Raw genomic sequence first — 11,821 nt, forward strand, 5'->3', positions numbered from 1 at the left:
CTGTCCGAGCTATATCCTTATATCAAGTCTGCGTTTGCCTGCCCAAGGCCATACCGCTAGACTAGCGCCACCCCAAGTGAGACCGCATAAAAGCTGCTATTATCAGTGGCTTGATGCTGTACAAAACAAGACACCTGGCGAGGACAGGCTATGACGTTCGTAGTAGGTGAAAACTGCATTAACTGCAAACACACCGATTGTGTGGAAGTGTGCCCGGTAGACTGTTTCTACGAAGGCCCCAACTTCCTGGTAATCCACCCGGACGAGTGTATCGACTGTGCACTGTGTGAGCCGGAGTGCCCGGTCAACGCGATCTTCTCCGAAGATGAGCTGCCCGACGGTGAGCAGGAGTTCCTGGAGATCAACGCGGAGCTGGCCGAGAAGTGGCCGAACATTACTGAAATGAAAGATGCACCGGACGATGCTGAAGAGTGGGACGGTGTGGCAGGCAAGCGCGACAAGCTGGTTCGCGAGTGGGAAGGCTGAGGCCTTCCTTCTGCCAGTCTGCGTCATGAGCCATCATGCGCAGCATTCTGCAACTTTTCTGCAGACAAAATAAAAGGGCGGCATCCTGCCGCCCTTTTTGCGTCGAGTCATCCTGACCCTTTTGCGCTCACCGTGACTTCCGTGTCATGCGTTCCCTGCTTGTCCCTGTGCTCTCGTCCCTGAGCACAATTCCACTATAGCAACGCGATTTTAGGTTTTGGGTAAAAAAAAGATTAAAAGTTTGACCGAAAAACGCTCAAAACCAGAAAGTCGATAACTATCATAGAGTTAACGTCAAACCAGTGTTTGAATCAGGGCAAAATTGACGGGAATTTCCTACAGGTTTGTAAGAGATCTCTTACAAGAAAGCGTGAAGCAGTTCCGCTGAAGCCGGGTTTTGGTGCATGCGAGGGAAGGGGAGCTACACGCTGCCGGTAAAAGAGTGGCAAGTATTTACAAATCCTCACCGGTCTTTACAGCAGGCCAGGCCATGAATCGCTAGCATTATTCCTGAGAGCTGAGGGTAACCCCAAGGCTCACCAGTATCCCCCCAAGGCGCTAGAAATAGCGCTCACAACCCCCCTCTTCCACCCCACTTTTGGAAGAGGGTTTTTTTTTGCCTGCAGCATTGCTAGACAACCCGGATTAGAGCGCCTTCAGGGCAGCCGAGGCCTTGTCGAAAGCGGCCTCCAGCGCATCCAGGCCCGCTGGAGCCTCACCAAGATCTCCGTCCACTGCCAGAGTTTCCATGGACAGACAAAGCTCACACACCTGCAAGGCACCCAGATTACTGCTGCTGCCTTTGAATGAATGGGCCTGCGCCCTGAGTGTCTCGCGATCGCCCCCCGCCAGAGCCTGACGGAGCGCCTGCAGCCGCTGCTGGCCATCACGGATGAACGAGTCCACCAGTACGGAAAAGTCATCGCCCATCACATCCTTCAGTTCTGCGACGATGTCTGAATCAATAATCTCTGTCTCTGAAGCCTGCATAATCTTTCCGTCATCCTTTACGGTTAGTTATTCTTCCACCTAAGTACTATATCTTATGTGCATCAGTTCTGATATTTGCACTTTGAGCGAAAACTATCACGAAATAGTGCCTCTAATCCGGCAGTAGCCCAAGTTGCACGGCCCGGGCCAGGTCCACGGGCTCGTCCACATCCCATAGTGCCGGCAGCGTCGTCAGGCGGCGGCTATAGCGGCCCAGAGCCGCCACAGTGTCGCCCAACGCATGCTCTCCTCCCCATCTGACCGCGGTGAGGGGATTGCGTTTCCATAGCAGAGGCTGATCACTGCCCAGCAGCACATAACCACCATCCTCGCTGGCGCCCAGTACCACATCAGCGTCATTCAGTGCTGTCAGCGCCTGCTGAAAATACTCACCATCCAGCAGCAGGCAATCGCTGCCGACCAGCAGCACCCTCTGGTACTGCTGCAGCCCGGAATAGATCGCCCTGGCCATGCGCTCGCCCAGATCCCGCCCCTGCTGCACCCGACAGGTCCAGCCCGCCCTTCTCGCCCTCGCCGCGAGATTCACATCAGGCTGATCGATCCATAGCTCCACGTCTCCAGGAAAACCCTGCGCGGCCTCAAGGGTGGCAGCCAACAGCTGGCGGTAGGCCAGCAGAGCACCATTGGCACCCAAGGCAGGAATCAGACGGGTTTTTACCTTGCCAACCTGCAGCGCACGGGCGAACACGATTAGCAGGTCCTCTTCTTGCCGGCCTGCACCATACTTGCCATTAACCATAATAGTCCCGATGCAAGGTAGCGGGATCTTCCCCGCGCCAGTAGCGCCAGCGCAGGCGCCACATCAGCCAGATAGTCCTCCATACCCCTTTTTGCTGCCAGCGACGGCTGCTGGTCACCAGCACCGGGCGCAGGCAACTGGGGGGCGCCTGACGACGCAGCATGGCGCTGAGAGCGATGTCTTCCATCAGCGGCTGATCCGCAAAGCCTCCAGATGCTTCAAACGCATGGCGACGGACAAAGATGCCCTGGTCACCGGTGGCGATACCGGTAAGCCGGGAGCGGAGATTCATCAAGGTGGCGATCATGGCATACAGCCAGCGACGGCCAGACAGGCGCACATCGAAGCGCCCCCAAAGCGCCGTCGGCGGCAATGCCGCCAGAGCGTCCCGGTGCGCAGGCAACAGTTCAGTGTCGGCGTGAATGAACCACAGCCACTCACCGCTGGCCATCCGGGCTCCGGCATTCATCTGGGTTGCCCGCCCCGCAGGGGACACCAGTACCTGATCGGCGAATCGCGCGGCGATATCGGCACTATTATCAGTGCTGCCACCATCGACCACGATCAGCTGGTCACCTTCGTGCAGGGCCCTGCGAATACTGGCCAACACCCCGGCCAGCTGGTGCGCTTCATTGCGGACCGGCACAATCACGCTGACCGGGCTCACCCCAGGGCACCACCGCAACTACTGCCAGCCCCGGCAGTACAGCCAAAGCAATGATCCGCCACATACACAGACTGGCCTTCCAGATCTGCCTCAAGCAAGGAGGACAGATGAGGATGACTATGCTGGTTGCCCAGGGGCATATGCAGCATCTGGTTGAAATCGCAGTCATAAAGATAACCGCGATAATCCACGCTTACCGTATTACGGCACATCACTGCAGGCAGGGTCTGCTGGTTGAAGCTGTCGCGCAGCAGTTGCATGTAATCATTGAACTGCTCATGGGCCAGCAGCACGGCTCCGAAGCGGCTGATCGGCATATTGGTAATGGTCAGCAGGTTGTTGAAGCGTAGCCCGAAGCGCTCCGCCAGCTCACGCTTGTAATCCGCTTCCAGAGCCGCCTGTGGTGGAGGCAGAGACGGGCCTGTGGGGTTGTAGACCAGGTCCAGGGTCAGGGAATCACCGTAGCCCAGGGCATTGAGGCGGCGAATCGCCTCCATACTTCCTTGGTAAACCCCCTTGCCCCGCTGTTTGTTGACGTTGTCTTCCAGGTAACAGGGCAAAGACGCGACGATATGGACCTGCTGCTCGGCCAGAAAAGCGGCCATGTCTTCATAGCCCTCTTCCAGCAGAATGGTGAGGTTACAGCGGTCGATCACTTCCACTCCCAGCTTGCGGGCCTCGCTAACCAGATAACGGAAATGCGGATTCATTTCCGGCGCACCGCCGGTGAGATCCAGCACCTGAATGCCCCGCTCACGAATAACCGCCAGCACCAGCTCCACCGTGTCCCGATCCATCAGCTCGGTGCGGGTGGGTCCGGCATTCACATGACAGTGAACGCAACTGAGGTTGCAGAGGTAACCAAGGTTCACCTGCAAAATGGCCGTGCCCTGCCTGCGAAGGGCGGGAAAATCCGTACTGGTGCGCACCAGAAGGTCATGGGTGTCCTGCATATTTCACCTGATAAACGTTTCGGCAATGCTACCAATTGGATGCGTAAATGTCGCAAAGGTTACGTGAAGGGAGGCATTGAGCTACGAGCTATGAGTTTCGACAAATTGATGATGTCAGGGACAAAATAACGCATGGCGATTTGGTGGTGGGGATGGGCAATGCGCTTACGCAGCGAACCATCAACACCATTCCGTTGAAAAAATAGCCACACAAACCCTTAACACTGGCACCTCCGCCGAAAGTCCTTACAATCTGTTTTCCCAATGCCCCGGTAGCTCAGCTGGATAGAGCAAGCGCCTCCTAAGCGCTAGGTCGGATGTTCGAATCATCTCCGGGGCGCCATTTCCTTTCTCTTTTGATCTCTCAGTCATGGCCGGTTTACCCGCTGCTCGCGCTGGTCTACATTGACCTGACAAGGACAGAAAGGGGAAGGAAACATGAAACTGCTGGGACTGGTGCTGCTCGCTGCAGCGATTTATGCCATCGTCATGATTGTTCAGTCATCCGCCGAAACCATGGCGAAAGTGCTGTGGATTCTGCTGATTCTGATCGTGCCACTGATTGGCCTGATCATCTGGGGAATTATGGGGCCGGGTTCCCCGCTGAAGCGTTAGCCACCGAGGCATCATCGCCTTTCTTCCAGCTTTCCGGCACCTGGTAGTAGCCGGTATCGACGCCCTGAAAACGGGGCTGGTTGATCACCCGACGCAGCCGCTTGAGGGAGAAATAGGGGATGTCCCGCAGGATGATGTTGGCAATCCAGGCCGGCACCGCACCGCCGGGGTCCAGAATCACTTCAATGGTGACCTCCACCTCGCCCGGGGCCACCGGTGAAAAGCGATAATAGCCTTCCATCTGCGGCATGCGCACATAGCCTTTCTGCTCTGGCATGCCCGGGTTCAGGGCAATAGGCATCACCAGATCATAGCTGTCAGGTTCCTGATAGAAAGACACGCGCAAGGGGGCATCCCGGTCACTCACCGGCCAGGGCAGACGCGTTGTGATGTAGACATCCCGCTTGTAGTGGGAGTAACGCTTTACGTCACGGATTTCGGACACCATGTGCATGAAGTCCGCCACCGCATCGTAGTCGTCCATCAGCACGCCAATGGCCTTGAAGTCATCCACGGGCATACGCGCGATGCCGCGAAAGGTTTTCAACCGCGTATCGCTTTCTTTCTGCCGATAGACTTTCACGCCGTCACGATCAGTCACCAGAATCCACACGGGTTCCTGCTCTGGCGCATCAGCATGGCTGACCATCGTCAGGGCCAGCATCATTATCAGGGTAAGGATTATTTTCATTGTTCTGCCCGGTGCTCCTCGTCCATTCCCCCCAACGGGAAGAGAACCTGCACGCACTCTAGCGATACTCCAGGTACAGTGGTACATGACAGCGGCCGTAGCGTGACGCGGGCCACAATTATCATGGCATAGTGCCATATCTTGCCTACAAATACGGTTCCATCATGTGCGCCAGGGCATTGCGCACCCGTCGCCAGGGGGCAATCTGCCGGAAACCGGCAAGATCCAGGGCGGTCGCTGATGCAATACGGGCATCCACAAAACCGTCCACCGTCTGGCAGAGCCCGTCGCTGTAGCATTCCAGATCAAACTCGAAGTTGAGCCGCAGGCTGCGTGCGTCCCAGTTACCCGAGCCCAACATCACCCAGTGCCCGTCCACGGTCATCACCTTGCTGTGATCAAATGGCGCCGCCGACAGATACAGTTGCGCGCCCTCCTGCACCAGCCAGTGCAGCGCATGCATGCTGGCCCACTGCACCATGCGCAGGTTGTTGCGCCGCGGCACCACGATCTGAACTTCCACTCCCTTGAGGATGGCCAGCTGCAAGGTGGCCAGCAAGGTCAGGTCCGGCACGAAATAGGGCGTGACGATGCGGATTCGGCTTTCCGCACTGCCAATGGCCGCCAGCAGGGTCAGCCGGCGCTTGTCGAAATCCGCATCTGGCCCGCCACTGATGCCCCTGGCCTGCACATCACCCAGCCGCGCCGGCCCGCTGTAACTGGTTTCCAGTACCTCGCCGCAGGTAAACACCCAGTCGGCGGCGAAGCTGCGCAGCAACTGCCCCACCACCGGCCCTTCCAGGCGGGCGTGCAGATCGGTGATCGACGGCGGCGACTGGATATAGCCGGCACGGATATTCATGCCGCCGGTAAAAGCGATACGGCGGTCCACCACCATGAACTTGCGGTGATTGCGCAGATTGATATAGGGCATCCGCCAGGGCGCCAGGGAGTACAGAAATCGCTGCACGGCAACCCCGTTGCGTCGCAGTCGCCAGACCACCGAGGGCAGGGAATACAGGGCCCCGACGCCATCGATCAGCACCCGCACCTTGATGCCCCGCTGCTCAGCCCGCTCCAGTGCCTCACAGAACGGCTTCCCTGCCGCGTCATTGCCAAAGATATAGGTGGCGAAGTAAATGCTTTCGGTGGCGTTATCAATGGCCGCCAGCATGGCCCGCCAGGCCTCGGGCGCATCCATGGGATCCACCCGGTTGCCATCCACCAACGGTAGATGTGTTAGCCGACCCACCAGCCGGCTGAGCTCCTGAAGATGGCCACAGGTGGGCAGCGGTTCCGCAGCTACCCGCCAACCGTCCTCGCTGTCGATCAGGCCCCCGGTGAGTTGACGGGCACGGCGACGGATCCGGTTCACGCCGAGCATCAGATAGAGCAGCGCCCCCAGCACCGGCACCAGCCAGACCAGCCCGGTCCAGGCGGCGGCGGCACGGGCATCGCGCTTGTTCTGAGCCACGTGGATGGTTACCGCGATCGCCAGGCTGATGCTGATGACAGCAGCAATATGCGGCCAGAACGGCTCAAGCCGATCCAGCCATGCATTCCAGCTCCGATGCCAATCGCTGATCCACACGCCCATTAGATTCCTGTTCCAGATCCACAACACCGGCCCCTCCCGCGGGCAGGCATTGCCGCCAACATAGCACAGAACCCCGTGGCCACGGGAAACAGAAGCCAATGAATTTTCTACATTTTTTGCGGTTGAGGCCCTGTTTCAGTAGAATGCGCGCTCATTTTCGGAAAGCGGCCCCCAGGGGTTTGCCAGCTGAGCCCCCGACAAGGCGGGACACAGCGCTGAACACAGCAAATATCCGAATCCCCCGCGTCACCCCGTGACGCACGCATATGAGCCTGCGCTCATTTTTCAGCGGCTGCCGCCGCTGGCCATCTGCAGTACCCAATAAATCTTGCTGGTTTGGCAACCAGTGTACCGGTGTTGGCGTTGTCATTAGCGCTGACGTTGCCCGCATCGGCACATGAGGAGGAGCATGACCATGCCCGAAACCAATACGGTTATTCCGCTGCACCAGAGCGAACAGCCACCATTCGACGAACCGCGCCGATTCAAGGTTTATACCGCGCGCCAGCTCGACAAGATCGAGCCACTGTCCCGCCTGGATGATGAGACCCGCTTTGCCATGGAAGTGGTGGCCAGTGTGCTGCCCTTCCGGGTCAACGAATACGTGATCAACGAGCTGATCGACTGGAGCAAGGTCCCCAATGATCCCATCTACCAGCTCACCTTCCCGCAGAAAGACATGCTGGCACCGGAACATTTCGACCGGGTAGCGGCCGCCATGCGCGGTGGCGACAAGGCCGAGATCAAGACGGTGATTGCCGAGGTGCGCGAAGCCCTCAACCCGCACCCTGCCGGGCAGATGGAACACAACATGCCGGAAGTGGATGGCGAGAAGATCGACGGCATCCAGCACAAGTACAACGAAACCGTACTGTTCTTCCCCAGCCAGGGGCAGGTTTGCCACAGCTACTGCACCTTCTGCTTTCGCTGGGCCCAGTTTATCGGCGACAACGATCTGAAGATTGCTGCAAGGGAAGCCGGCCAGCTGAAAAAGTACATTCAGGCCCACCCGGAAATCACCGATGTGCTAATCACCGGCGGCGACCCACTGGTGATGAAAACCAAAAACCTGCGCGCCCATATCGAACCACTGCTGGAACTGGAGCAAATCCGCACCATCCGCATCGGCTCCAAGGCGCTGACGTTCTGGCCCTACCGGTTTGTTTCCGATGACGACGCCCAGGATCTGATGAATCTGTTCGAGGAAGTGCGAGCCAGCGGCAAACATCTCGCCCTGATGGCCCACTACAACCACTGGCAGGAAATGGAAACCGATATCGCCAAAGAGGCGATCCGCCGGGTCCGTGAAACCGGTGCCGTGATCCGCGCCCAGGGTCCGCTGCTGGCCCACATCAATGACAATGCCGATGACTGGGCCCGCCTGTGGCAGACCCAGGTAGAGCTGGGCATCGTGCCTTATTACATGTTTGTGGAACGCGATACCGGCGCTCGCCACTACTTCGAGGTGCCACTGGCCAGGGCCTGGGAGATCTATCGCGACGCCATGAAACAGGTTTCCGGCATTGCCCGCACCGCCCGCGGACCCAGCATGTCCAGCCACCCGGGCAAAGTAGAGATCCAGGGCGTTACCGAAATCAATGGCGAGAAAGTCTTTGCGCTGCGCTTTATCCAGGGCCGCAACCACGACTGGGTGCAGCGACCTTTCTTTGCCAAATACAATGAAGAGGCTACCTGGCTCAACCATCTGGAGCCGGCCTTCGGCGAAGAAAAATTCTTCTTCGAAGACGAACTGGCAGAGATGGAAAGCTGACATGTCAGCATAAACAAGCCCCGCATTGCGGGGCTTGTTTGGGCCGCTCCGCGGCCGCAACAGGCACAGGACAAAACCTGAGGGAGCCGGACGGTGTGCGGGCTTGCCCGCGAAACGATTTTGGCCAGATGCAAGCAAGCTCTCTCACCAAAATCGAAAGCCGCCGTCGACCTGCACTGCCCCGCCCCATTTTTGAATCTCCCTTCCTGTTGGATGAAGCATTCGATGGAATCACCAATCCTTTTGGGTTATTAATAACCCGTCTTCATTGACAATATTCGCGAAGAAGTTGCCAAAATTTCAGGAGAAAACCATGAAGAAAGCTTTTACCAGCGCAGCCTGCGCCATGATGCTGACCGGTTGTCTCGGCCAGAACGCCCTGTTCGATACCGTACAGGACTGGAACGCTGATGCGACCAATAACAAGTTCGTTAACCAGGGCATCTCTTTTGTCTTCTGGTGGCTGCCTGTTTACGGCCTTACGCTGCTGGGTGATATCGTGATCTTCAACTCCATCGAGTTCTGGACCGGCACCAACCCGCTGAGCAAGGAAGGCGCCAAGGTGGCTGGCACCACCGAAACCGTCGACGATGGCATGGGTAACCAGGCCGAACTGACCTACAACGCCGATGGCTCCATCTCTGTTCTGGCCACCAGTGAAGGCGTGCAAGAGCGCTACACCCTGGTCAAGGAAGGTGACAAAGTCATCAAGATCCAGGACGAGCAGCGCGAAGTGCTGGGCAGCATGCTGCTGTAAAAAATCCAGTTGCGAGTGACGAGTTGCGAGTAACGAAAAGCAAAAACTCTCCTGTCCTCCGGGCTGAAGGTTTTGACTTTCGAAACTCGCAACTCGAAACCCGCTTCTGATTATTCACAACAATCTCGACAGCGTAACCAACGCCTGCTCCACCCGATTATCCCATTTCACCGCGCAATTCATGCGCAGACAATTAGTGAACTTTCCTGACGCCGAAAACATGGCGCCGGGGGCAAAGCTGACGCCTGCATCCAACGCCCTTTCCAGCAAACTGGTGGTATCCACATCACCGGGCAATTCCACCCACAATACAAACCCCCCTGCCGGCCGACTGACCCGGGCATCTTCCGGAAAAAGCTGGGTAACCCGCTCTGTCATCCGTGCCACACCAAGGGCATGTTGAGCGCACAGCTGACGCAGAAAGTGATCATATCTGCCCTTCTCCAGATAACGGGCAAGCGCGAGCTGTGCCGGTGTATTCACTGACACTGTATTGATGAACTGCAGATACTCAGCCCGCTCCTGTTGCGGCACCGGGGGCACCAGCCAACCCACCCGCATTCCTGCTGACAACGTCTTGGATGAGGAGGAACAATAGTAGACCAGCCCATCACGATCCCAACTTTTCAGCGGCCGGGGGCGCGGCCCGGCAAGCGGTAAATCACCGTAGATGTCATCCTCCACCAACGGCACCTTGTGCTTACCCAGTAATGACAGCAGCGCCTGCTTTCTGTCATCCGTGAGGCAAACCCCCAACGGATTGGAAAAGTTGCTGACCACCACACAGGCCGCCACGTCCCACTTCTCCAGAGCCAGCGTCAATGCATCAAGAGAGATTCCGTGTTCCGGGTCGGTAGGGATCTCCAGAGCCTTCAGTCCCAGCGATTCGATGACCTGAAGCAATCCATAGTAGGTTGGTGATTCAATGGCGACAGTGTCTCCCGGAGAGGTCACCAGTTTCAGCGCAATGGAAACCGATTCCTGACAGCTATTGGTAATCAGCACCTCATCCGGTGACACATCGCATTGCAGGCTGGCCAGTCGCCGTGCGATCTGGGTACGCAGCTCCGGCGCCCCGGGAGGGAATTCGTAACCCACACAACGACGGCGTTCCTCCCTCAACACCGAATGATAAACCCGTTCCATGGCCGCCACCGGCATAAACTCTGGCGCAGGAACGGCAGCCCCCAGATTCATGACCGCAGGATCTTTTACCGATTGCAGAATTTGCAGCACTCTTTCCTGGCCGGTGATACGCCTCGGCTTGCGGCTGGCCCTGGCCACCCGTGGCGGCTTGCGCATCAGGGCGGGCTGACGCACGTAGTAACCGGAACGCGGGCGCGCCTCCAGTACTCCTCGCTGCTCCAGCTCGCGACAGGCATTCACCGCCGTGGAAACGCTGACATCATGCTGCTCACTGAGCATTCTCACCCCGGGCAAACGACTGCCAACCGGGTAAACCTGATCACGGATCAACCCCTGCAAACGATCCGCAAGTGCCTGATACAACGTCATCCCTCTACCCCGCAGTACAGTTTGTGAAAAATATAGCAGCACAGATTACTCACAAAAACATCTGTGCTGCATCAATTTAATTTTCTTATATCTGTATTGCTTAACACTGTCCACCTACTCTGACTGTTATCCCTTTCCCCAACGCAGGAAGCACATGATGAGTACGGAACAGCTGCTGGCCCTGATCGGCTTTGTGACCGTGATGACGGCGACCCCGGGCCCCAACAACCTGATGCTGATGGCCTCCGGAGCCAACGCGGGATTCCGCCGTTCGCTGCCGCATATTTTCGGCATTGCTATCGGCTGTCAGGTGATTCTGGTCTGTGTCGCCCTGGGCCTGGGCCAATTGCTCAACCAGTTTCCGCAAGCCATCACCCTGCTCCGGGTGGGTGGAGCCACTTACCTGCTCTACCTGTCCTGGCAACTGGTACGCAGCACAGCCCTTCACAGTGGCACCGCACAGGCACAACCCTTTACCTTTCTCCAGGCGGCCCTGTTCCAGTGGGTCAACCCGAAAGCCTGGATGATGATCCTGACGGGAGTGGCCACCTTCACCGATCCTGCAGACTTCAATGTCAGCGTGGCGATAGTGGCTGGGGCCTTTCTGTTGATAGGCCTGCCACTGATCAGTAGCTGGAGTCTGTTCGGTGCCCTGCTAAAGCAGTGGCTTAAAGAAGGCAAGCGCCTGAAGCTGTTCAATCGCACCATGGCCCTGTTGCTGGTGGCATCACTGGTACCCACTTTCGGGTTGCAAGCCAACGAAGCCGACCGCCAGCCGCTTGTCGGGGCGCAATCTGACGAGACGATAACGGTACCAGTGCAACAGGAGCCCTGGTGGTTGAGTGTGATGTAGCGATATTGACAGAGTGACGAGTCACGAGGAGCGAGTTTCGAAAGCCAAAACCCGGGGCACAAACGCGGGTTAAATCTTCGTTACTCGTCACTAGCAACTCACTTCTGACTTTCCTCAATCCGCTACGACAGTTTCTGTCCTGCCCTGCCGGCATACTGACATTTCA

Annotated in this window: 12 protein-coding genes and 1 tRNA gene; 6 read left to right on the forward strand and 7 right to left on the reverse strand. The window is 57.5% G+C overall.

Translation table 11 applies throughout. The features are described from left to right. The first annotated feature begins 150 nt into the window (after nt 1-150). The gene (gene fdxA, locus MWU49_RS05375) at nt 151-486 is read left to right on the forward strand and encodes a ferredoxin FdxA (protein ID WP_161319643.1); all 336 of its coding nucleotides are present in this window, start codon (nt 151-153) and stop codon (nt 484-486) included. 645 nt (nt 487-1,131) lie between these two features. On the opposite strand, the gene MWU49_RS05380 is transcribed toward fdxA, so the two are convergent. The 4 genes from MWU49_RS05380 to arsS all read right to left on the reverse strand — a co-directional run bounded on the left by MWU49_RS05380 (nt 1,132) and on the right by arsS (nt 3,856). Then, on the reverse strand, nt 1,132-1,476 hold the full coding sequence (locus tag MWU49_RS05380; RefSeq protein WP_246969108.1) for an Hpt domain-containing protein: 345 nt from the start codon (nt 1,474-1,476) through the stop codon (nt 1,132-1,134). A 112-nt stretch (nt 1,477-1,588) separates the two neighbouring features. Next, on the reverse strand, nt 1,589-2,236 hold the full coding sequence (locus MWU49_RS05385; protein ID WP_246969111.1) for a TIGR04282 family arsenosugar biosynthesis glycosyltransferase: 648 nt from the start codon (nt 2,234-2,236) through the stop codon (nt 1,589-1,591). Further along, nucleotides 2,229-2,903, reverse strand: coding sequence for a TIGR04283 family arsenosugar biosynthesis glycosyltransferase (locus MWU49_RS05390; protein WP_246969113.1), 675 nt, complete (start codon nt 2,901-2,903; stop codon nt 2,229-2,231). Before MWU49_RS05390 ends, MWU49_RS05385 begins: the two co-directional genes overlap by 8 nt. Then, entirely contained in the window at nt 2,900-3,856 is a 957-nt protein-coding gene (gene arsS, locus MWU49_RS05395; RefSeq protein ID WP_246969115.1) for an arsenosugar biosynthesis radical SAM (seleno)protein ArsS, read from the reverse strand. The genes MWU49_RS05390 and arsS overlap by 4 nt, the downstream gene beginning before the upstream one ends. A gap of 266 nt (nt 3,857-4,122) precedes the next feature. Here arsS and MWU49_RS05400 point away from each other — a divergent pair. Together MWU49_RS05400 and MWU49_RS05405 are read left to right on the forward strand one after the other, a co-directional pair. After that, nucleotides 4,123-4,199: transfer RNA gene (locus tag MWU49_RS05400), tRNA-Arg, on the forward strand. A gap of 95 nt (nt 4,200-4,294) precedes the next feature. Next, the gene (locus MWU49_RS05405) at nt 4,295-4,471 is read left to right on the forward strand and encodes a PLDc N-terminal domain-containing protein (RefSeq protein WP_246969129.1); all 177 of its coding nucleotides are present in this window, start codon (nt 4,295-4,297) and stop codon (nt 4,469-4,471) included. Here MWU49_RS05405 and MWU49_RS05410 read toward each other — a convergent pair. Together MWU49_RS05410 and MWU49_RS05415 are read right to left on the reverse strand one after the other, a co-directional pair. Next, nucleotides 4,440-5,162 (reverse strand): START domain-containing protein, encoded by a 723-nt coding sequence (locus tag MWU49_RS05410; protein ID WP_246969132.1) that lies wholly within the window; start codon nt 5,160-5,162, stop codon nt 4,440-4,442. The genes MWU49_RS05405 and MWU49_RS05410 overlap by 32 nt on opposite strands. Before the next feature lie 145 nt (nt 5,163-5,307). Beyond that, the gene (locus MWU49_RS05415) at nt 5,308-6,759 is read right to left on the reverse strand and encodes a phospholipase D-like domain-containing protein (protein WP_246969135.1); all 1,452 of its coding nucleotides are present in this window, start codon (nt 6,757-6,759) and stop codon (nt 5,308-5,310) included. Nucleotides 6,760-7,174: 415 nt separating this feature from the next. On the opposite strand from MWU49_RS05415, the gene MWU49_RS05420 reads away from it, so the two are divergent. Together MWU49_RS05420 and MWU49_RS05425 are read left to right on the forward strand one after the other, a co-directional pair. Beyond that, nucleotides 7,175-8,530, forward strand: coding sequence for a lysine 2,3-aminomutase (locus tag MWU49_RS05420; RefSeq protein ID WP_246970730.1), 1,356 nt, complete (start codon nt 7,175-7,177; stop codon nt 8,528-8,530). A gap of 313 nt (nt 8,531-8,843) precedes the next feature. Further along, nucleotides 8,844-9,287 (forward strand): DUF3332 family protein, encoded by a 444-nt coding sequence (locus MWU49_RS05425; RefSeq protein WP_246969138.1) that lies wholly within the window; start codon nt 8,844-8,846, stop codon nt 9,285-9,287. A gap of 114 nt (nt 9,288-9,401) precedes the next feature. Here the strand turns inward: MWU49_RS05425 and MWU49_RS05430 are convergent, their stop codons facing one another. Beyond that, nucleotides 9,402-10,802, reverse strand: a complete 1,401-nt coding sequence (locus tag MWU49_RS05430; RefSeq protein ID WP_246969140.1) for a PLP-dependent aminotransferase family protein — start codon at nt 10,800-10,802, stop codon at nt 9,402-9,404. A gap of 154 nt (nt 10,803-10,956) precedes the next feature. Here MWU49_RS05430 and MWU49_RS05435 point away from each other — a divergent pair, with 154 nt between their 5' ends. Further along, a complete protein-coding gene (locus MWU49_RS05435; RefSeq protein ID WP_246969142.1) occupies nt 10,957-11,655 on the forward strand; it encodes a LysE family translocator in 699 nt (232 codons plus the stop codon). The last annotated feature ends 166 nt before the right edge of the window (nt 11,656-11,821 follow it).

The sequence above is a fragment of the Alcanivorax sp. S6407 genome, assembly GCF_023016115.1.
Classification (GTDB): domain Bacteria; phylum Pseudomonadota; class Gammaproteobacteria; order Pseudomonadales; family Alcanivoracaceae; genus Alcanivorax.

What these genes read in the sequence shown, in the direction of transcription:
- fdxA (WP_161319643.1), top strand. Translation starts at nt 151, where the DNA reads ATGACGTTCGTAGTAGGTGAAAACTGCATTAACTGCAAACACACCGAT.
- MWU49_RS05380 (WP_246969108.1), bottom strand. Translation starts at nt 1,476, where the DNA reads ATGCAGGCTTCAGAGACAGAGATTATTGATTCAGACATCGTCGCAGAA.
- MWU49_RS05385 (WP_246969111.1), bottom strand. Translation starts at nt 2,236, where the DNA reads ATGGTTAATGGCAAGTATGGTGCAGGCCGGCAAGAAGAGGACCTGCTA.
- arsS (WP_246969115.1), bottom strand. Translation starts at nt 3,856, where the DNA reads ATGCAGGACACCCATGACCTTCTGGTGCGCACCAGTACGGATTTTCCC.
- MWU49_RS05405 (WP_246969129.1), top strand. Translation starts at nt 4,295, where the DNA reads ATGAAACTGCTGGGACTGGTGCTGCTCGCTGCAGCGATTTATGCCATC.
- MWU49_RS05410 (WP_246969132.1), bottom strand. Translation starts at nt 5,162, where the DNA reads ATGAAAATAATCCTTACCCTGATAATGATGCTGGCCCTGACGATGGTC.
- MWU49_RS05415 (WP_246969135.1), bottom strand. Translation starts at nt 6,759, where the DNA reads ATGGGCGTGTGGATCAGCGATTGGCATCGGAGCTGGAATGCATGGCTG.
- MWU49_RS05420 (WP_246970730.1), top strand. Translation starts at nt 7,175, where the DNA reads ATGCCCGAAACCAATACGGTTATTCCGCTGCACCAGAGCGAACAGCCA.
- MWU49_RS05425 (WP_246969138.1), top strand. Translation starts at nt 8,844, where the DNA reads ATGAAGAAAGCTTTTACCAGCGCAGCCTGCGCCATGATGCTGACCGGT.
- MWU49_RS05430 (WP_246969140.1), bottom strand. Translation starts at nt 10,802, where the DNA reads ATGACGTTGTATCAGGCACTTGCGGATCGTTTGCAGGGGTTGATCCGT.
- MWU49_RS05435 (WP_246969142.1), top strand. Translation starts at nt 10,957, where the DNA reads ATGATGAGTACGGAACAGCTGCTGGCCCTGATCGGCTTTGTGACCGTG.